Annotated in this window: 16 protein-coding genes and 1 pseudogene; 12 read left to right on the top strand and 5 right to left on the bottom strand. The window is 44.7% G+C overall.

Annotated features, from left to right (window positions below; all coding sequences use genetic code 11):
• Positions 1 to 47 precede the first annotated feature (47 nt).
• From MgSA37_RS03685 to MgSA37_RS03695, 3 genes are all read left to right on the top strand, one after another.
• A complete protein-coding gene (locus tag MgSA37_RS03685; RefSeq protein WP_096349902.1) occupies positions 48 to 2,528 on the top strand; it encodes a TonB-dependent receptor plug domain-containing protein in 2,481 nt (826 codons plus the stop codon).
• Between the two features lie 172 nt (positions 2,529 to 2,700).
• Positions 2,701 to 5,157 carry a carboxypeptidase-like regulatory domain-containing protein gene (locus tag MgSA37_RS03690; RefSeq protein ID WP_096349903.1) on the top strand — a complete coding sequence of 819 codons (2,457 nt, stop codon included), beginning with the start codon at positions 2,701 to 2,703 and terminating at the stop codon, positions 5,155 to 5,157.
• 22 nt (positions 5,158 to 5,179) lie between these two features.
• On the top strand, positions 5,180 to 8,785 hold the full coding sequence (locus MgSA37_RS03695; protein WP_096349904.1) for a carboxypeptidase regulatory-like domain-containing protein: 3,606 nt from the start codon (positions 5,180 to 5,182) through the stop codon (positions 8,783 to 8,785).
• 130 nt (positions 8,786 to 8,915) lie between these two features.
• Here the strand turns inward: MgSA37_RS03695 and MgSA37_RS03700 are convergent, their stop codons facing one another.
• Positions 8,916 to 10,568, bottom strand: coding sequence for an ArnT family glycosyltransferase (locus MgSA37_RS03700; protein WP_096349905.1), 1,653 nt, complete (start codon positions 10,566 to 10,568; stop codon positions 8,916 to 8,918).
• Positions 10,569 to 11,125: 557 nt separating this feature from the next.
• On the opposite strand from MgSA37_RS03700, the gene MgSA37_RS03705 reads away from it, so the two are divergent.
• The 4 genes and pseudogenes from MgSA37_RS03705 to MgSA37_RS29660 all read left to right on the top strand — a co-directional run.
• Positions 11,126 to 11,659: a DUF2911 domain-containing protein gene (locus tag MgSA37_RS03705; protein WP_096349906.1), complete on the top strand. Its 534-nt coding sequence runs from the start codon at positions 11,126 to 11,128 to the stop codon at positions 11,657 to 11,659.
• A gap of 116 nt (positions 11,660 to 11,775) precedes the next feature.
• The gene (locus MgSA37_RS03710) at positions 11,776 to 13,209 is read left to right on the top strand and encodes a DUF3810 family protein (protein WP_096349907.1); all 1,434 of its coding nucleotides are present in this window, start codon (positions 11,776 to 11,778) and stop codon (positions 13,207 to 13,209) included.
• 152 nt (positions 13,210 to 13,361) lie between these two features.
• Positions 13,362 to 13,736, top strand: coding sequence for a hypothetical protein (locus MgSA37_RS03715; RefSeq protein WP_096349908.1), 375 nt, complete (start codon positions 13,362 to 13,364; stop codon positions 13,734 to 13,736).
• A 129-nt stretch (positions 13,737 to 13,865) separates the two neighbouring features.
• Positions 13,866 to 13,994: pseudogene (locus MgSA37_RS29660) on the top strand (hypothetical protein); the annotation flags it as partial.
• A 182-nt stretch (positions 13,995 to 14,176) separates the two neighbouring features.
• Here MgSA37_RS29660 and MgSA37_RS03720 read toward each other — a convergent pair.
• Positions 14,177 to 14,698, bottom strand: a complete 522-nt coding sequence (locus tag MgSA37_RS03720; RefSeq protein ID WP_096349909.1) for a hypothetical protein — start codon at positions 14,696 to 14,698, stop codon at positions 14,177 to 14,179.
• A gap of 471 nt (positions 14,699 to 15,169) precedes the next feature.
• Between MgSA37_RS03720 and MgSA37_RS03730 the strand changes: the two genes are divergently transcribed.
• The 3 genes from MgSA37_RS03730 (at position 15,170) to MgSA37_RS03740 (ending at position 18,196) form a co-directional block, all read left to right on the top strand.
• A complete protein-coding gene (locus MgSA37_RS03730; RefSeq protein ID WP_096349911.1) occupies positions 15,170 to 17,344 on the top strand; it encodes a penicillin acylase family protein in 2,175 nt (724 codons plus the stop codon).
• 45 nt (positions 17,345 to 17,389) lie between these two features.
• Complete coding sequence (locus MgSA37_RS03735) at positions 17,390 to 17,881, top strand: hypothetical protein (protein WP_096349912.1); 492 nt, start codon at positions 17,390 to 17,392, stop codon at positions 17,879 to 17,881.
• Between the two features lie 63 nt (positions 17,882 to 17,944).
• Positions 17,945 to 18,196, top strand: a complete 252-nt coding sequence (locus MgSA37_RS03740) for a hypothetical protein (RefSeq protein ID WP_096349913.1) — start codon at positions 17,945 to 17,947, stop codon at positions 18,194 to 18,196.
• Here the strand turns inward: MgSA37_RS03740 and MgSA37_RS03745 are convergent.
• The 3 genes from MgSA37_RS03745 to MgSA37_RS03755 form a co-directional block, all read right to left on the bottom strand.
• Entirely contained in the window at positions 18,193 to 18,660 is a 468-nt protein-coding gene (locus tag MgSA37_RS03745) for a YybH family protein (RefSeq protein WP_172885288.1), read from the bottom strand. The two genes, MgSA37_RS03740 and MgSA37_RS03745, sit on opposite strands and share 4 nt — an antisense overlap.
• Positions 18,661 to 18,780: 120 nt before the next feature.
• The gene (locus MgSA37_RS03750; RefSeq protein WP_096349915.1) at positions 18,781 to 19,125 is read right to left on the bottom strand and encodes a TfoX/Sxy family protein; all 345 of its coding nucleotides are present in this window, start codon (positions 19,123 to 19,125) and stop codon (positions 18,781 to 18,783) included.
• Between the two features lie 268 nt (positions 19,126 to 19,393).
• Positions 19,394 to 20,314: a hypothetical protein gene (locus MgSA37_RS03755; RefSeq protein ID WP_096349916.1), complete on the bottom strand. Its 921-nt coding sequence runs from the start codon at positions 20,312 to 20,314 to the stop codon at positions 19,394 to 19,396.
• 134 nt (positions 20,315 to 20,448) lie between these two features.
• Here MgSA37_RS03755 and MgSA37_RS03760 point away from each other — a divergent pair, with 134 nt between their 5' ends.
• Both MgSA37_RS03760 and MgSA37_RS03765 read left to right on the top strand, forming a co-directional pair.
• Complete coding sequence (locus MgSA37_RS03760; RefSeq protein ID WP_096349917.1) at positions 20,449 to 21,003, top strand: RNA polymerase sigma factor; 555 nt, start codon at positions 20,449 to 20,451, stop codon at positions 21,001 to 21,003.
• 19 nt (positions 21,004 to 21,022) lie between these two features.
• Positions 21,023 to 21,400, top strand: coding sequence for a hypothetical protein (locus MgSA37_RS03765; RefSeq protein ID WP_096349918.1), 378 nt, complete (start codon positions 21,023 to 21,025; stop codon positions 21,398 to 21,400).
• The last annotated feature ends 43 nt before the right edge of the window (positions 21,401 to 21,443 follow it).

The raw sequence follows: 21,443 nt of genomic DNA on the forward strand, positions 1-21,443 counted from the left end.
GTATTGCTTCAAATATTTTTATCCATAGTTATTTAATACCATTTGTTATGAAAAAGGTGGCATTAACAACGATGATTTTGGTGGCTTTTTGTCAATCCGCCGTATTTTGCCAAACTGGTAACGGTCCGCTCAATAGTGTGATTGCGAATCTGAAAACATTATTGACTGACCATGTTTCCGAAAAGGCTTACCTGCACTTTGACAGGCCGTATGCCTATTACCGGGCCGGTGAAGTCGTTTTTTTTAAAGCCTATGTCACCATGGGCGAGCGGCATGAGCCATCAACCATCAGCAGTATTTTGCATGCCGACCTGATCGGTAAAAATGACGTTTTGATACAAACAATTGTACTGCCACTTACAAATGGCACAGGCTGGGGTAATTTTGTATTGCCTGATACCCTGAAAAAAGGTAATTACCGGGTACGGGCGTATACGGAATGGATGCGTAACGATGAACACCCCCGTTTTTTTGACCAGAATATTGCGGTAACGGCAGCTGCCGGTTCTGCCGAATCTCCGGCTCAGGCGATGAAACCAGCTCTGCAATTTTTCCCGGAAGGTGGGAATATGGTAGCAGGTGAGCCGGTAAGGGTAGCGTTTAAAGCGCTTGGCCCAAATGGCCTTGGGATGTATGTAAAAGGTATTGTTGTTGATAATGAACAAAAGGAAGTTGCCAGGATCAATGCTGTACACCTGGGTATGGGTGCGTTTAGTTTTATCCCGGTGGCAGGCAAAACCTACCAGGCACAGGTAACTTATGCCGACGGCAGCCAGGAACGCGTGGATTTACCTGTTGCTGAAGAGAAAGGGATCATGCTGACTGTTAATATGGAGGATCCTTCAAAAATGGCCATACGTATCAGGGCCAATCATGCTTATTTTGATGAGAACCGTGGAAAGCAGCTTAGCCTGCTCTTGTATTTTGCCGGTACATTAAAAACCTACAGCCTTAAGCTGGACGCCGAAGTACTTGGCCTGGAATTCCCGGCCAGGGTTTTCCCTACCGGGATTTTAAAGATGACGCTGTTTTCGGATACCGGGGAACCTTTAAATGAACGCCTTGCCTTTATTCAAAATCCGGACCTGCTGAAACTTTCAATAAACGGCGATAAACAGGTTTTTGCTACACGCGAAAATGTAAAACTCAACCTAAGTGCACGGGATAAAGCAGGGAACCCTGTTACAGGATCATTTTCGGTCTCGGTGGTTGACGAAAGTAAGGTTTTGGTTGATGACGATGCCGGAAATTCAATCCTCTCGTACCTGTTGCTGAGCGCTGAGGTAAAGGGGTATATTGAAAAACCAAATTTCTATTTTGCAAATAACACGCCTGAATCCCGGGCCGACCTTGACCTGTTGATGCTTACCCAGGGCTACCGCCGGTTTGAATGGAAAGAACTTCAAAATAACAATTCAGTTGCTGTAAACAGGTTCAACCCGGAAAAAGCCATAAATATTTCAGGCGTTTTAAAAACCCGTTCGGGTGCGCCTTTTGGCAACGCTGTAATTACTTTAATTCCGCGCGAAGGCGGGAGCATGCAAACACAAACGACAACCAGGGATGGCAGTTTCCGTTTTGCAAATGTGGATTTATTGGCCGGTGGCAGGTTTATTTTAACGATGGTATCGCCCGCCGGAAAACAGGGTAAAGTAATTCTGGACCAACCCCAGCCGGGGCCGGTTATTAATCCCGTAAACGCTGCTGAAATACGCTATGATTCCGGTGCAGACATCCTGTCGCCCATCCCCGGCGTTCAAAAAAAGGATATTTTTATGGTCGGCGATGTGTCATTAGCCGGGCAGCAACCTGGCCGGAAGCCAAACGGGATGGCAAGAATGGATAATTACCGCTCATCCAGTTTAGCAGGTCCCGGCCACGCCAACCAGGTTATACCAGGTGAAGCGATCAGAAATACGCCTTCGCTTTCAACAGGCCTTAGCGGGTTGCTTCGGGGCATACGGTTTAGCGGGGGCGTACCCTCGCTGGTTACCGGTATTGTTATCTCAGGGAGCGACACCCGCATCGCAGGCGTAGCGATAAATTCAGGTGTAAAAGTGGATCCGATGCTGGTGATTGTTGATGGGGCAAATTTAGGGAACGGGGCGGATATAGATATGATCAGCCCGGGATCGGTTGAAACAATAGAAGTTTTAACCGGAGCAAACGCCACAATTTATGGCGCTGATGGCGGCCAGGGGGTGATGATCATCACTACAAGGATATCAGATACCGCTGAAAAAATTATAAGTAAGGAAATGTCGCCGGGGATATTCGCTATTGAGCCAAAGGGCTTTGTTAAAGCGCTGGAGTTTTATTCGCCCGTTTACGGTGTTGGCAATGGGGCTGACAGACCTGACAACCGTACAACTATATTTTGGAAGCCGGATGTACTTACTGATACTTCCGGCAATAGCTCTTTTAATTTTTTTAATTCCGATGGTAAAGGAACCTACAGGGTTGAAGTGCAGGGGATGGACAGTAATGGTAATTTGGGCATGCAGGTTTTAAGGTATAAGGTGCAATAGTTTTTTGGGGAACACCTATTCCTTTTTTTTGCAGTTTTGGAATATAGTAAGCAACTGTGATAAATAATTTTGTTTTTTTATAGTACGTCAGGGCTGCTCATCCGACAATGTATCGTTGCGCCTGTTATAAAGGCATGGCTTTAACCTATATTTCCTTATTAACCTTAGGCATATGAAGCATTTATCATTTATTTTCAGATTGATTTTTATCGGAGGATGGTGCTGCTCATTTGCCTATGGGCAAAATATTAGCCCGTCACAAACCATTACAGCAAGGCTGACGGCATTCTCGGTCGGCCAGCCGGCGGAGAAAGCTTACCTTCAATTGGATAAGCCTTACTACGCTGCCGGCGATACGATTTATTTTAAAGCCTATGTAACGGCCGGTGAGCAGCACATGCTGAGTAGTTTAAGCGGCGTTTTACATGTCGACCTCATCGGCACAAAAGATAAGATCAGCCAATCCATCAAATTGCAACTGGATAGCGGCATAGCCTGGGGTGATTTTGCCTTGCCTGATTCGTTGCCGGCGGGTAATTACCGCATCCGCGCTTATACCCAATGGATGCGCAATAATGCCGACTTTGGTTTTTTTGAAAAAGAGATCCCCATAGGTTCGGTAAAAGCGGCCGGGATTCCGGAAAGTTTATCGAAAAATTCTGCTCCCGCTAATATGAAACCAGATATTCAATTCTTTCCCGAAGGGGGCAGCCTTGTTGCCGGTATCCTTTGCAAAGTAGCTTTCAAAGCCACTGGCGCAAATGGCCTGGGAATGGATATTAAGGGACGCATTGTTGACAATGATAACAGACGGGTTGCCATCTTTGCATCGTCACATTTAGGTATGGGGTATTTTTACCTTGAGCCGGCGGAGGACAAAACGTATAGCGCCGAAATAAACTATTCTGACGGCCGCACAGGCAACGTCAAATTGCCAACCCCCGAACCCAATGGGCTGGTTTTATCGGTTGATAACGATTCTATTCCGCGGGCATCTGTCAGTATAAAAACCAGTAAAACCTATTTTGCGGAAAACCGGAACAAGGTTTATACCCTGCTGATCTATTCAGGCGGATTGATCACTACCGTAAACTGCAGGCTGGACAGCCCGGTAATAAAACTGGAGATCTTAAAAAGAAAGTTGCATACAGGTGTGGCTACCATTACGCTGTTTTCGTCGGATAATGAGCCCTTATGCGAACGCTTGATTTACATACAAAATTACGACCGGCTAAGCCTTAACCTCCGTAGCGACAAAAATACTTACACTAAAAGAGAAAAGGTGAACATTAATCTGGATGCGCTAAACCGCAAGGGCGAACCGGCCGAAGGGCATTTCTCGGTGTCCGTAATCGATGAAAGCCAGTTGCTGCAGGCCGAGGATAACGGGGATAACATCCTCACTGATCTGCTCCTTACTTCTGATTTGAAAGGTTATATCGAACATCCTGCTTATTATTTCTCTGGTTCGGATACGCTTGCCCGCAAAAACCTGGATGTATTGCTGCTTACCCAGGGCTACCGGAGGTTTACATGGCAACAAGTGCTGGACACGGCAAAAAAAGAACGGGCTTACCTGCCCGAAAAAGGGATTGAGCTTTCAGGGCAGGTAAAAAACCCGTTCAACAGGCCCATTGCAAACGGAACTGTTACCCTGATTCCCTCAAAAGGTGGCGGCCTGTTAAGCACCAGTTCGGATGACAAAGGAATGTTCCGCTTTTCGAACCTGGTTTTTACCGATACCGCAAATTTTGTTTTAAGCGCTGTAAACGCTAAAAATAAGAATACGACAAAAATCACCTGGTTTGATGAAGCAAAGTACGCGCCGCCGGTGCAAAAAAACCTCACCGGCGCTTATCCGGTGTTCAATACTACCGCGATGGCCAGCTACCTGGCCAACGACAAGATCCGCCTGGCCGATGCAGTAAATTTCAAGGGTAAAGGCATCCAGTTAAAGCAGGTAGATATTCATGAAAAAAAGCCCGATGACCCATACCGCACATTCAGCCTGGCAGGTGCCGGGCATGCCGACCAGGTAATGCATGCAGAAGAAATTGAAAAGGTTCAGGGCCCGATTGGATCAAGTCTGAATGGGCGTTTACGCGGTGTAATTTTTGTTGGTTCCAATCCGATGTCGCAGGTTGCCTATTTGCGAACAAGTCTCGGTCCTCCAATGTTGCTAATCATTGACGGTGCAGAAGTTCCCGCGGGCGATATTAACTTTTTAACCCCTAACGACATTGAGACCATAGAAGTTTTGAAATATGCAAGTTCGACAATTTACGGCATGTCAAGCGGCAACGGCGTGCTGGTGATCACCACAAAAAACACAAGGAAATTAGATGCCAAAGACATCGCCTCTATTGGCGTTTTACCTATAGCCCCCATGGGTTTTTACAAAGCCAGGGAATTTTATTCGCCTAAATACGATAATACTACCTGGGTATCCAAACAAAAAGACCTGCGCTCCACCATTTACTGGCAGCCGGAGTTGAAAACAAATAAAGAGGGTAACGCTAACTTTGATTTTTATAATGCCGATGGTACCGGTAATTATAAAATAATACTGGAAGGGATTGATAAGGATGGCAATATCGGCAGGCAGGAATACACGTATAAAGTTGAATAGAAAATAACCTTAACCCCGGGTAATGTATAAATATCTTGTTTTATTGCTGTTGATTCTGCCACTGGGCAGTTTTGCCCAGGTAACCATAGCGGGAAGGGTTATAAACCAGGCCGACAAAAAACCGGTTGCCAACGCAAGTGTGTTTTTAAGCAACTCATCTGTCGGTAGTAAATCAACAGATGATGGTAAATTTAACTTAAGCAGGGTAAAGCCTGGTAAATACGACCTGGTGATTACCGTGATAGGGTTTGAAACTTACAGGCAATCCATTACGGTGAATGCCGCCGATTTGGAACTGGGAGATATACAGATTATCCCCAAAGTGATGGTTTTGAACGAAGTGCGCATAAGGCCGGTAATTGACCCTAACCGTGACAGGAACCTGACCTGGTTTAAGGATGCCTTTTTGGGCCTTTCGGGCCTGGCCAAAGATTGCACCATCGAAAACCCGGATCTCATCGATTTAGACTATGATGAACATACTGCTACGCTTACCGCCTCAGCATCAGATTTTATCGTAATCGATAATCCGGGCCTGGGCTACAAATTAAAATACCTGCTCACCAGTTTTACCTTAAATAAAGATCCGGCAGCCAAATTTCAGTTGAGTTATGAAGGGTCTGTTTTGTTTGAAGAAATGCAAGGAAAGCCATCGGAACAAAAACGCTGGAAAAAGCACCGCCAGGAAGTTTACGAAGGGTCGATGATGCATTTTTTACGTGCTTCGCTTCAAAATGAAATTACCCGCGAAGGTTTCAGGGTACTGCGCATAGCCAGGCATACCAATCCGGCCCGCCCTGCTGACAGCGTAATTGCCGCAAGAATCAGTTTTTATAAAAATGCGAAGTCGGCGGGCAGCGCTCCGGGTGCACGCGATTCACTTTCAGCCTGGATTAAACGATCAAAATTGCCCAAAATGGTGCAGACTTTAATCACCCAGCAAATGTATCCATCGGCCTACATCAAGCCAACCAACCAGCAGGGGTTGTATGCTTTTGGCCTTGCTAAAGACAGTGATGCCCTTTATGTTACCTATAATAAATACCAGCACTTTTACTCGTGGTACAATAAAAATGCAACCCGGCTGGACGATCCGCAAAATGTAGATAATACCCGGATAGATTTTTTTAACCCTTATGCCTTTTTTGATAATAACGGTACCGTTACCAACCCAACCAGCCTGGTGCTGAGCGGTGTTTGGAGCAGGAGCAGGGTAGCCGAATTGTTGCCTGCGGACTACGAAGCACCCGAAACGGAAAATTCGCTTGCCCAGCCGCCGGCAGGTAATAATATCGTTTCGCTGTTAAATACTTTTACCAGTACTCATGATCCTGAAAAAGCCTGGTTGCAATTGGATAAGCCCTGTTATGCCGCAGGTGATACGGTTTACTTTAAGGCATACGTTACCAAAGGAGACGATCACAAGCTGAGTACTTTGAGCGGTGTATTACACGTTGATTTGATAAATCCGGGTAACAGGATCATCCATTCCATCAAATTGCAGTTAGACAGCGGCATTGCATGGGGCGACTTCGCATTGCCCGATACCTTGCCGGGGGGTAATTTTAGTATCAGGGCGTATACCCAATGGATGCGGAACAACCCTGATGGCGCTTTTTTTGAGAGAATCCTGCCTGTTGGTGCATTAAAAGCCTCCATATTAGCCAGCAAACCGCTAAAACGGCTGCCTCCCAATACACCGAAGCCCGATATGCAGTTTTTTCCTGAAGGGGGCGAACTGGTTACGGGTATCCGCTCAAAAGTAGCATTTAAAGCCATGGGCGTAAACGGGCTGGGGGTTGCTGTAAAAGGTGATGTCTTCGATAATGAAAACAAAAAGGTAGCCTCTTTTGCATCATCACACCTCGGTATGGGTTATTTTTACTTCGAGGCCAAACCGGGTAAAACCTATACGGCCAGGCTAAGTTACCCTGATGGGCGGCAGGATGAAGTGGACCTGCCAAAGGCCGACCCCGATGGCATTACCCTATCGGTAAATAATGATTCGCTGCCGAAGGCCATTGTTAAAATTAGTACCGGCGAGGGGTATTTCCAGGCTAACCAGAACAAAAACTACACATTGGTTATTTACTCCGGCGGCATGGTGACAACGGTAAACTGCAGCCTTACCGACATGGAAATAAAGCTGGATGTACTCAAAAGAAAACTGCGTACCGGTGTAGCCCTGATTACCCTCTTCTCGCCGGAAAATGAGCCTTTATGCGAACGGCTGATCTATGTGCAGAATTATGACCAGCTTAACCTTAACCTTAACCTTACCGCCGGCAAAGAACAATATGCGCCCCGGGAAAAAGTAAACATCAAACTCAACTCCCTTAACCGAAGGGATGAACCGGCCGAAGGCCATTTTTCAGTTTCGGTAACCAATGAAAGCATTGTGCATGAAAGCGAAATTAACCCGGAGAATATTTTAACCCATTTACTGCTGACATCAGACCTGAAAGGTTATGTGGAACAACCGGCCTGGTATTTTGCCGATACCAGTACGATTGCCCGCGACAACCTGGATATCCTGATGCTGACACAGGGCTATCGCCGCTTTACCTGGAAACAGGTATTGGATACCACCAAACAAACGCCCAGGTGGCAGCCTGAAAATGCGATCGAAATAGCAGGGCAGATCAAAAACCTGCTGAATAAGCCCATCGAAAACGGCACCGTTACCCTCATTCCTGCAAAAAAGGGCCCGCTTTTTACCGCTACCTCTGATGAAAAAGGAATGTTCCGTTTTAAGGACCTGATGTTTCCGGATTCTACCCGTTTTGTTTTGAGCGCGGTTAACGCAAAAAACAAAAACTCCACTAAAATTACCTTTTTTGGTCCTCAGCCTGCGCCCTTGCTGAGCCCGGCTTGGTTGCGCAACCTGCCTGCTGTTGCGGATACGGTGCTGTCCCTGTTGGTTAATAACGACAAATTGCAACAGGATGAACTGGTAAAATCCGGCCACTTTAAAGGTACGCTGCTGAAACAGGTAAATATCCACGGGCAAAAAATTGAGGAAAACAGGTCGAAAAGCTATGTGGCTGAATTTGCCGCCGACCAGGTAATTCATGGTAAAGATATCCCGCATAGCGGCTCACTAATGGTCGACCTTGCCGGCTTAATCCACGGCGTGCACCTTTCCGGCTCAATGGCCATAGTAAACAACATATCACAGGGGCCGTTGACATTGATCATTGATGGAGCAACGATGGAATTTAGCAGCATCGAGGCCGATGACATCGACAGGATTGAAGTTTTGCAACCGCCAAATTCTTTTATTTATGGGCACGATGGCCTGAATGGCGTATTGGTGATCACCACCAAATCAAGGATGCAGAAAGCCGACGACATCGTTTCCATAGGCGTATTGCCAATAGCCCCCATGGGTTTTTATAAGGCCCGTGAATTCTATTCACCCAAATATGATCATCCTGAAGCTGCGGACAAAAAACACGATCTCCGCTCCACCATTTACTGGCAACCAGAGTTGAAAACGGATAAAAATGGCAACGCAACTTTCGAATATTACAACGCCGATGGCCCGGGTACCTATAAAATAATTATTGAAGGGATTGATAATGACGGTAACATCGGCAGGCTGGTGTACCGGTATAAGGTGGAGTAAAGTAAAATTAGAAATATCGAAAACTGAATGTCCAATTTCGAATGATGAAGTTTTAACTTCGATATTTTTTATTCGGCGTTCTGTATTCGGTATTCATGATGATAGGCCTGATTGGTTGCTGCACCTTGATTTATTTCCTTATCAGGTATACTTTTTCAAGCACGGTAGAACGCGTATTTGCATTGATAAATGCCGGCAGGATATTCTCTTTTGGGTAATCAGTAAACGCCCGTACGATAGTGAATTTTGCGTGGGTATGCACCAGTTGGTCCATCGATTGCTGGTTCACATAGATCAATGCATTAGCTGGAAACGGGTATTTGCCGAAATCCTCTGCCGGCACAAGGTCAACCTGCCGGTTACAGTAAAACTGGTATAGGTTGTTTTCTGCATTTAATACATACAGCGGGTCTCCGCTGTATTGCTGCTGGTTTGCAAAACCAGCAGCAGCTATTTGTCCTTTGTAGGGTACTATCTCGTTGTAAAAAGTAGTATTTACGTAAAAGCCTGCAAATAAAACGGCAATACAGCTTAGCAGGAAAACTTTGCTGTAAGTTTCTTTTATTTTGATGATCACCAGCGCAGCCATTAATCCGCCAAGTAAAATTCCTGTAAGGATAAAAAAGTTATTTTGAGGCTTTAACAACGTGTTCAGTACAATTACCGCAACCGGCAGCAGGATGATAAACACCCACTGAACGATCAGCCTGAATTTTGTACCGAATTTGCTCAACTCACCCAAACATAAGGGGGCTGTAACAATGGCAAATAAGGGGAAAATAGCATTGGTATAAAAAGGCAGCTGGAACCTGGAGAGCGAAAAAAGCAGCAATAACAACACGCCGCCGCTGATGGCATAATATTCGGGAAGGACCTCTTTTTTGTAAACTGATTTAATTTTTTTGAAAACAGCATAAAAAAACAATAGCCCCCATGGCGCAAAGGCCCATAACAGGGTATGGCCGTAAAAAAATATGCTTCCGGAAGTTTTGCGGTTAATGGGCCCGTTGTTTACAAAGCGGCCAAACTGGCTGTCCCACAAAAACCAGCGGATCCCTGATACCTGCTGCCTGTCAAATACCACCTTTTCGGGGTGCAGGTCGAATTGTATGTACAGGGCGTAAAACTCCGGCAGGGTAAAAATAAAAGTCAGCACAAACAGCAGCAGCCATTTGAATTGAAAAATGGTTTTGAACTTTTTTTGTAAGATCAACTGCCCCAGCAAGGCCCCGTAAATGGCTGTGATGACGAATATGCCTTTGGTCATAATGGCAAAGGCGGTAAACAGCGCGGCTAACAGCAGGTGTTTAAACTTATAGCGTTGCTGCAGCCCGGCAATGTGGTAAATACTGCCGATGATGAGCCCCATCAAATAGGGTTCGGCCCTTAGGTCGGTGTTGCCCAATATGGTGTTCAGCGCTGTCGCCAGTATCAATACGGCTATGGCAGCAGTTTCCCAACCATAAAACTTTTTAGTAAACAGCCAGGTATAAACCAGGCTCATCAAAAAAAACAGCAAAGCCGGCAGGCGATAGGCCCATTCGCTGATGCCAAACAGTTTAAAGCTAAAATACACCATCCAGAAAGGGAAGTGCGGCTTATCAAGCCAGTCGCGGTTGTAGGTAAACAATTCAAAAAATTGTTTTTTGTAGACCAGGTTTTTAGCGATGGAGGCGTAGAGCCCGGGGTCATCCGTAAAAAAATGCACATTGATGCCGGCAAAATTTACCGCAAGCGCCAGTATAAATATCAAAAGGTAAAATATCCTGGGGTTATCCTTCATTAATATGGCGGGCCAAATGTACCGGCAAATATAGGTTTATGTTATAAAATAATGATGGGCAAACAAAACGGCGCCAGTAAATCGTTTTTGAAATTTATCAAAACGTTTTTTATCACTAATTTCGTTTGAAACAGAACCTGTTTGAGGCATTTTTAACCCTCTTTGCGGCTTGCCGGAGAGAGGGTGGTCAAGCGCAGCGATGACCGGGTGAGTCAACCCCGGCGGACATTACCGCTAATGCGTCTGAGTTATGCTCAAACAATTTTCCAAACAAAACGCCCTCCGTATTTGTACCATTAAAAACAAAAACCCCGCATCTGTACAGACACGGGGCCAAAATCACAACAATTGTTTAACCTTTCGGTCAATTCCTAACTGCAACGTGATTATGTTATAAAAACGCTTTTATTTGCAATAAGTTTTATAACTGAACTGCTTATCGAAAATATTTATTTTGTTATCCTGTAACGAAATCAATATTTATGAGTCACAATAAAAGAATTCCCGCAATTTCAGTTTACCTTTATACCAACTAAATTAATAACCAGTATTTCACTATGAAAAGATCATTTCAATTGAAGGCCCTTACCGTTTTTGTATGCGCCTTTTTAGTATCGTCTATAGCTTTTGCGCAAAAGGGTAAAGACGGAAAACCTATACCAAGCCCCCGCGATAGTGTAAGCGGAACTGTAGCAGGTTCAAATATTAAAATATGGTATGGCAGCCCGTCGGTTAAAGGCCGCGTAATTTTTGGCGAACTTGAGCCATGGGACAAAGTTTACCGTGCCGGCGCCAATGAAGCCACACAGTTTACCACCAGCAAAGACATTAAAGTTGAAGGCCAGGTGCTGCCCGCCGGTACTTATGCCTTTTTTGTGATCCCGGCAAAAACCGGGCAATGGACCGTTATTTTTAACAAAAAAGCCAAACAATGGGGCGCATTTAGCTACGATAAAAGCCTCGACCAGTTGCGTGTAATGGTAACCCCAAAAACGATTAGCAACCAGGAAAGAATGGTTTACAAGCTAAACAAAAAAGGGTTTAGTATGGATTGGGCCACCACAAGTGTGCCGGTAACTATCAGCAAGTAAATACAACCGTTAAATATTTTGAAGAGCTCCCGGTTACCCCGGGGGCTTTTTTGTTGGATTTGATAGTTTAAACATAAAGTTTTGGCAGGTTTTAATAAGCATTATATTTACGCCCAATGAAGCTTACCCCGGGCAAAAAAAAATTAATGATACGGATTGGCGTTATTGTGGCGCTGGAGATCATTAATATTTTATTAATGTGGCTTGCCAATTACCCAAAACTGGTTGAGCGCTATTATGCCGAAGGCTTTTACCCGGTTATTTGTAAAATATTGCACCCGGTATTCAATATTTTCCCCTTTAGTGTTGGCGACGTTTTTTACATACTGGTTAGCGCTTACCTGTTGTATGCCCTGTTCCGGCTTATTAAACTGGCATTTAAAAGGCAATTTAAACAGGCAGTTATGTTTTTACTTGCTTTAATTATTGTTGTGCAAACAGGCATCCTGGTGTTTTACTTGTTTTGGGGGATGAACTATTTCCGCCCCGGTGCAGGGGAGCGGCTTAACCTGAGGGATACCGGCTACACCACCGAAAATCTTGTCAAAGTAACCAATATGCTGATAGACAGTGCCAACGTTGCCCGTGCCAGGATAAACCCCGCTGATCTTCAGCAAAATAACGACAGCATTTATCACACCGCCATAGCTGCGGTAAAAAGGCTTTCGGCCGATTCGGCTAACTTCCGCACCTGGTACCCGCGCGTTAAATCGTCGTTGCTTACCCCGCTGATGAATTACATGGGCACCTCCGGTTATTATGATCCCTTTACCGGCGAGGCGCAAATGAATTCGCAAATGCCCCTGGTGAACAGGCCATTTGTAGCCTGCCACGAGCTGTCACACCAGGTAGGATTCGCTACCGAAGATGAAGCCAACTTTGGCGGTTTTATTGCCGGTATCAACTCCCCCGACCGCCTGCTGCGCTACTCGGCCTATAATTTGGCGGTAGAGGAATGTATGTATGCCCTATTTTTTAGAGATAGCCTGCAGTTTAAAAAGCTAAAACCCCGTCTCTCGCTGCCGGTGCGTAACGATTACAAGGCCGAGCGCCTTTATTGGCAAAAATATGAGAGCAGGCTCAACCGCATCAGCGGTATCTTTTACGATCATTTCCTCAAACACAACAACCAGCCCCAGGGCCTGGGCACCTATAACCGCATGGTGCTTTTAGTGATGGCTAAGTACAGGCCGATGGTGGAGCATGGGGCACGTGCAGATTCAACAGAAGAAAAATTCGATTCATTTTTCAGCAAGTTTCAAACGGATTCCGTATTTCAAAAATCGAGGATCGTTTTTCCTCTTAAATATAAGGTTTCAAGTGATGAAGGTGAAAGCGGCACTGTTAAGTTTATTCCAAAGAACAAGTTGAGCTATTTCGGCCTTTTTGTGGCAAATGGAAAAAAGGGGATCATCAAACAAATTAACCTAAACCCGGCCACGGTTAAAATACAGTTTCAAATAAAAGATACCGGTTATCAAAAAGATTTCACTTTTGTTAAAAAGCGCGGCCAATGGCAACTTGTTTTTATTGAGGATAATTCTGATTGAGGTTACCACAGATTCAAATAAACCGGAGTGACGGTAAATGAGTCGATAGACCATAGTCCATGGCGGGAAAAACCGTTTGGAAATACTTAGAAACACTACCAACATGTGTTTCCAATGTTTCCAAATGTTAGTAACAACTATGAAATTTAATTATGAAAGAAATTGCAAACAAATTGGTCGAAATTTTGAAACAGCAAGCCGAATTATTTTTATTGGATGCCGGGCAATTCTTTCCTTTCGGTACGTATATCAATATGCAAAATGAGATCATACCAGTTGGTGCTTATTTTGAAAATGATCAAACATCATCAGCTGAAGTAATTGAATTGCTTGAAAAAGCACTGAATGATCACATTGAAAAGAGAGAATGCCAAATCGCAGCCATTGCCATTGATGTCACTATCAAAGAAAACCAGGTGAGTTATGACGCGATTGAATTACGTTTTTTTGAGCCTGAAAAGGAAGCCTGCAATATGTATCTTAAATATACTATTAAAGGCAGCACAGTTGAATTTACCCAAGCCTGATTGCGCAAACTATAGCAACTGTTTCCAATTAGCCAACCTAAACATATTACAAGAGCTGAAAGCTCATTTTATGCTTTACCGCGAGTTACGCTGCGCTAAACTCGCGGTAGCAAAGGGAGCAGGCTCAACCGCATCAGCGGTATCTTTTACGATCATTTCCTCAAACATAACAACCAGCCCCAGGGCCTGGGCACCTATAACCGGATGGTGCTTTTAGTGATGGCTAAGTACAGGCCGATGGTGGAGCGTAGTCCATAGCTGGTGGTTCATGGTCGGAGCAAAGTCTTTTGGAAACAATCAGAAACACTACCAACATTTGTTTCCAAATGTTTCCAATTTGGCTATGGTCTATGGTCCATTGACTATGGTCTTTCCCATCCATGGTACATCGATTATAGTCTTTCCTGCCATGAACCGTGAACCATCAACTATGAATCACCTCACACTTCCACGCCTTTTTCGGTAAACCGCAGCTGGTTAAGGCCGGCCTGTACGGAGTTGCCATAGCCGTTATTGTTTACAAAAAGCTTTTCGCTTTGTGCGCTGATGTGCAGGTCGCCCAGGATAAAGTCGCCAAAAATGCGGATCACTACCACCGGCATACTCACTTCCAGTTCGGCGGTAATGTTATGTTCAAGGCTCATGGCGGTATCATCGTCCAATTGATGTATGTGGATGAGGGTGCTGCCATCCGTTCTTAAAACCTCAACACTGTCGCGTGCGGTTTTTACAGTATAGGGTCCGGCATTTACGGCTTTGTTGGCAAGCAATGTAACAGGCGTGCCGTTAAGGTCTTTGATATTAATGTCGCAATCCAGGTGAGTTTCGGGAGCAGGGGCACCCTGGTCGTGGTAAACGGAGTTGATCCTCAGAAATTCCTTGTCTTCCCCCAAATTGGCATAGCTGATCACCTTACTGTGAACAACAAACGCGTTCGATCCGATAATATAGGCGTATTTCATGATATGGGTTTTTTAATAGATAATAGCAGAAATGACGAAAATGTTTATACTATTTTTTTAAAACCGGCAGAAATAAAACAGGGGGTGTTAAAGGTATTAAAGGAATCTTCGGGAACGTTACCGGAAATAAAAAATGCGTTCCGTATCTCACCCCGGAACGCATTACAACATCATCAATCAAATAATGTTGATCAACTAAATCTCAGACCTCATGTTTACTGATCATCCAAGTTCTTTATTTGAAAAATACCAGTCAGATTGCGACCGGCAGTTTAGAAATGCATTTGGTTTCCCGGAGCAAAATTAATGCCCAAGTGTTTTATTTTCAGCTATTTTGCCAAACAGCTTACTTTTAACGGGGGCTTTGTAATATTATTATGTAATATAACGTAAAATTAAGAATATTTTAGAAAAATTGTATCAGGTTGTGTTTTTTGTTTTAAATTATTCTGCAAAAATAGTGTTGCTACGATGAAATACATATTATTATTAGTGATCGTCCTGATGCGCTTTGCCGGCTTCGCTCAAAAAAACACAGCCGCTGCAATAAAGCGATTTGAGGCCGAAGCCAGGGCGGTTACCATCATTCGTGATAACTGGGGTATCCCTCATATTTATGGTAAAACCGATGCTGACGCTGTTTTTGGGCTGATGTATGCTGAATGCGAAGACAATTTTAAAGGCATCGAACAAAATTATTTATACCAGCTGGGCAAACTTACCGAAGTAGATGGCGACAAAAGTTTATACCAGGATATACAGTTACAAATGATTGCGGACACAGCTGACGCGATAAAAGATTATCAAACCGCACAACCCGGATTTCGTAAACTATTGGATGCTTTTGCCGACGGGTTGAACTATTATCTATACAAGCACCCTGAGGTTAAACCGGCTGTTTTTCAGTATTTTGAACCCTGGTATGCGCTCATGTTTACGGATGGCAGCGTATCCGCCACCGTTACGGGCGGCTTAACCCTGGAAGATACACGCAATTTGTTTGGTAAGGGGGATGAAAAGCTGGGCGCTATTAATAAACCTGCAGTTGACGAAAGGGAGACAGGATCAAACGGTTTTGCCATAGCGCCATCGCGTTCGGCATCGGGGCATGCGCTGTTGTATATCAATCCGCATGTGCCTTTTTATTTCCGCAGCGAGGTGCAAATGGCAAGTGATGAAGGGCTTAACGTTTACGGCGCAGTTACCTGGGGGCAGTTTTTTGTTTACCAGGGCTTTAACCGGCACTGCGGCTGGATGCATACCAGCAGTAATGCCGATGTAGGCGACCTGTATGCCGAAAAGGTTGTTAAAAAAGACGGCCATTGGTTTTACGAATACAACGGCGCATTAAAACCGGTTAATGAACGTAAGCTGGTAATAAAAGTTAAAACAGGCGATCATACCGAAGAAAAAACAATTACCGGTTATTATACCCACCATGGGCCGGTACTGGGCAGCCGCGAGGGCAAATGGCTGGCGCTGAAAGCCAATAACCGGTCGTACAACGCCCTGCTTGAATCCTGGCTCATTACTAAGGCCAATACTTTTGCTGAATATAAAAAAGCGATGGGCCTGCTTTCCAACGGCACCAATAATACGGTTTATGCCGACGACCAGGGTAATATTGCATTTTGGTATGGCAATTTTATGCCGAAACGCGACCCGAAAGTCGACTGGACCTTACCTGTAGACGGTACCACCCCGGCAACCGAATGGCAGGGACTGCACACGGTGGATGAAATTGTCCATGTGTATAACCCCGCTACGGGCTGGATCCAGAATTGCAATTCAACTCCTTATGCATCATCTGGCAAAAGCAGCCCCGATAAAAATAAATACCCGGCGTACATGGCGCCCGACGGGCAAAACTACCGCGCTGTAAATGCCATTAAATTATTAAAGGATGCCAGGCAACTTACACTTGACGGCCTTATTGCCAAAGGGTACGACCATTACCTGGCCGCCTTTGATGTTTTGCTGCCGGCCCTGTTTAAGGCTTACGATACAGCGCCCGATTCGGAAAAGCAGCCGCTTGCCGAACCCATAACCGTATTAAAACGATGGGATAAACGTTCGGCTATCAATTCAGTCGCCACCACGCTTGCGGTGGAATGGGGAACCCTGATGATGCGCTCAATGCCCCCGGCCAAAACGGCCGAAGCAGCTGTTTACGTAACGGATAGGGTGGACAATATGGTGAACACCCTGCCGCAACGTATTTATACCGGTAATTTAAAACAAGCAGTAATTGATTTAGGTAAGCGCTATGGAACATGGAAGCTGCCATGGGGCGACATCAACCGCTACCAGCGCCCTGCAGACGGTATTACCTTTAGCGATAGCCGGCCAAGCCTGCCTGTTGGGCAAACTTCGTCGTTGTTTGGGCAGCTGCCATCATTTGTGAGCCGAACCATGAATACACAAAAACGGTATGGCTATTCGGGCAATAGTTTTATTGCAGCTGTGGAATTTGGTACCCGAATTAAGGCAAAAAGCATTATAACCGGCGGAGAATCATTCAATTCCACTTCAAAAAACTATACAGACCAGGCTGGCATGTATATTGAAGGTAAGTTTAAAGATGTATGGTTTTATAAAAAAGAGGTGTTGAAACATGCCGCAAAAACATACCATCCGGGAATGTGAGTGAAGATCAAAATAAGTATATTTGAGTAACCATTACTTTTTACCATGAAAAAATACCTGTTCCTTTTACCTTTACTGCTTTTAGGCAGCGCCAAAATGTACGGGCAAAGCATCAAATTTGACCAGCTGGTTAACCTGGCAACCCTGAATAATGATGCGGTGTATGCCACCCTTAAACAGGGCAATGCTTTTAAACAGGATTACCTTGAAGAGGTAGACGGGCAGCAAATGGAATATTTTAACAGTATTGGTGCAAAACCCGGTTCTGAAAAAATTGCAGCCGGAAGCTTTGTTAAACTTTATAATGGTACCGTATTGCGTACGCTTGAATATACCTCAACTGATGTGCAAAACATCATTAATATGGCGGGGCAGGCGAAAAGGTATGGGCTGGATCTGCTGTTTCGGGGTGTTGACGAAACCGATAACATTTATTTGTACTCCAATAGTCTTTACATGGTGAATATCCGCATTCGCCGTGACCAGACCATGGGCGTTGTTGAGATTAAGCAGAAAGAATACCTTGGGTTGGAGTAATACTTGATTTATTGATCATCCTATTATTATATTTTTCCGAACATCATCATTAATGCTATTAACATGAAAAAGTTCAAGAAAATACTTTTGTGTTATGCTGTGGTTTTAGCCGTTGCCGCATTTTATGCCGACTTTCTTTCGCATCAAAAACTCCCTTACCTGCAGGTTATTAATTTTGCATTGTCAATTTTAAATTTCACGCTCATCGGCATCCTGCTTTACCATTGGGATAAAGTAAGGCGGTGGAACCTGGAAATTGAGCATGCTGTAGAAAATGCTGAGCCGGAACCTGAAAACGCACTTGCAGCAGGTTAACCTGAATGGTCATGCAGGATCTTCCAGCCATATTTGGTATGGATCATTACCAGCGAATACCTGCCCGATCGATCAGGTAGATTATTCCCATACAAGGTAAATGCCCCGGTTAATAAAGCATAATTATCACCCAATAGCCTCACTTTCATGTCCGAATAACGCAGATTTTGTTTGGGCATCTTACCGTTAAAGTATTTATTTACATACAAAGCCCTTATGGCATCCAAACCTACCGGGCCCGACGGCATCATCATCGTTGCTGATGGATCGTACAGGTTCATGAAACTTTCCAGGTCTCCCTTATTCCATTCAGCAGCCGAACTGTCCATTGCTGCGGTAATTTGCGCAGTGGCGGCATCAGCATTAGTTGCCTGGGCATGTACTTTTGTGGTGGCAAACGCAAAAAGCAGCAACATCACCGCTAAAATCCCTTTTTTATAATACATCAATTTTTGATTTTTCAATTTTACACTTAAACCCGTCCTGCCGTAAGGCAGGTTTCACCTTTCACCTTTCACCTTTCACCTTTCACCTTTCACCTTTCACCTTTCACCTTTCACCTTTCACCTTTCACCTTTCACCTTTCACCTTTTCTTCGACGCCTTCGCCGTTGGGTTAAAAGCCAGGCAAAGCTTTATCCAGTGGTCAAAATCCTGCTGTCGATGAAAACCTTCCGGGCTTACGTAAACATAATCCCTGGCGGGTTTATCGCGGGCCATTACCATCTGGCGCACATCGTTGTTCTCCAGCGCTGCTTCCATCTCATTGGCGCCAATACGGCATAGCAGGTCATCATGGCTAACGCAAACACACATTTTGCCATTCACCATAAAATATACCCCGCTAAACATTTCTTTTTCCTCCACATCGGGCAAATGCTGCAGGGCTTCCCGTACGCGGTCTGCAAGTGGGTTGTTGTATTTGGCCATTTTATTTTAGTTAGATAAAAAATATTTTCACCCTCTTTACGGCTTGCCGTAGAGGGGGTCGGAGAGCCTGTTTGCCGGCAGGCAGGCGAAGCGAATCCGGGGTGAGTAAACTCGCCGCAATTCATTGGCGGTAATGTCCGCCGGGGTCGACTCACCCTGCCATCGCTACGCTTGGCATCCCTCTCTTCAGCAAGCGGTAAAGAGGGATAGGAAGTTTTATTACAACCCTTACAACACACTACAACTTAATCAACCTAATCTAACTCAATCAACTTTTCCCCCAACCCAACCTTCTCCCAATCCCTATAAAACTACGATGGTTTAGCGGAAATTCCAAAATCACATGGGTAAGGCTCAGTAGAAACAGCCATTTAATACCTAGGCGGTAATTGTAAAAATACAAAGCTACGGATGCGATCCAAACCACGCCGATAAAGACTGCCCTTACCATACTGATTTGGTGCCAGTCGATGATGCGCGTTTTGCTGAACCAGTTGATATAATGGTAGGTATAAGCAAAGGCAATAAGCCTTGTTAGTAAAATGCTGATGGAGTTATTAAAAATATCAAGCTTATTATTTTTTAGGGTGACGGTATTAAGGCGGCCAAAATCGCCATAGCTATGAATGGCCCAGTTTGCGGTGCTATTATGCCAATGGGTAAACAACACACATAACAATACCGGGCAGGCCAAAAAAATGAAAAAGGCTATGTAGCCAGAAATAATTTTGTCTTTCAGCGCTCCAAATAGCATAAAGGCCCCGGTAAAAAAATAAACGTGGATGAGCGTAGGCACATACAATCCGAAAATGGTTTGCAGCAGGTTATTCCCCAATATAAAATAACCCGCCACAATGAGCAGGCAAAAAGCAAGCGCACGGTAAAGCATACTGCCGGTAACCAGCAAAATAAAGGAAAGCCCGAAGGCATAAAAAATGATATAGCCGTAAGGCAACTTCAATAAATAGGCAATGATCGCGACCGCGACAACAATGGCGTAGTCGTATTTTTTTAAGGTGAAAAACTTGCGTTCATTTAACCACGAAATCTCGGTAAGGTAATGCGCAGGCCCTAATATGGCGTACGACAACAGCACCAGCTCAAACGGAATAACCACCGCCAGGCAAGCCGATAACAGCATCGCAAGGATGTTGTAGTAATTTATCCTGTTTAATTGGGTGTTGGTCATTGAGTTAAGGCAGATATTTCTCCCGGACTTTCGGACTTTCCCGACTTTCGGACTTTTTCTAAAAATAAATTAAAATCTTTTAAAAACACAATCGTCTCTATCTTTAAACAATCATACAATTGACAACAGCCGTAATGTCCGCAGAAAAAAACAACACTATCATACAAGCCATTGGTGCGTATGGTAAAAATCTGCTGGGCTTTATCAGGCGAAGGGTTAAGAATGATGCCGATGCTGAAGACATCCTGCAGGATGTATGGTACCAGTTCAGCTCGGTATTAAATTCCGAACCTATTGAACAAACCGGCGCCTGGCTTTACCGGGTAGCTCGCAACAAAATTATTGACAAACATAAAAAACATACAGAAACGTTACTGGATGACATGATTGTGGATGATGATGAGGACGAGGCGCTGGATTTTAAGGCCATCCTGATGACGGAAGCAACCACCCCCGAAACGCAATATTTGCGCAACCTGTTTTGGGAGCAATTGTTTATAGCGCTGGATGAGCTGCCCGAAGAGCAAAGGCAGGTGTTTATCTGGCAGGAGCTTGACGATATTCCCTTTAAAGAGATAGCCGAACGTACCGGCGAGAAAATACAAACGCTGGTATCGCGCAAGCGGTATGCGGTACTACACCTGCGCCAAAGGCTGCGCCAGTTGTATGATGAAATAACTGAATATTAAAATATTAAAAAGATAAAAGATGAAACCATTTTTATACAGAGGGCGATTTATATTTATTCCGATAGCAATTGCCGCCTTCGTTGCACTCACCGGGTTTGTGGTGATGAATTTATGGAACTGGCTGATCCCGGCCATTTTCCACCTCGGATTTATTGATTTTTGGCAGGCTGTGGGCTTGTTTGTACTGAGCAAAATACTTTTTGGCTTTGGTAAAGGCGGACGCGGAATGCATGGCGGTGCGCCCTGGATGCGCCACCGCATGGAAGAACGCTTTAAAAACATGACGCCCGAAGAAAAGGAGCAGTTTAAGGAAAAAATGAGGCAAAGATGCGGCCACGGTAAATGGGGCCGTAACTGGGACGATTTTGCCGCCGAAACACCTAAAGAGCAGGTGTAAAGTCTGAAGTCTTGAGTCCGGAGTCTAAAGTCACATTTGGATT

The organism is Mucilaginibacter gotjawali, from assembly GCF_002355435.1.
Lineage (GTDB): Bacteria > Bacteroidota > Bacteroidia > Sphingobacteriales > Sphingobacteriaceae > Mucilaginibacter > Mucilaginibacter gotjawali.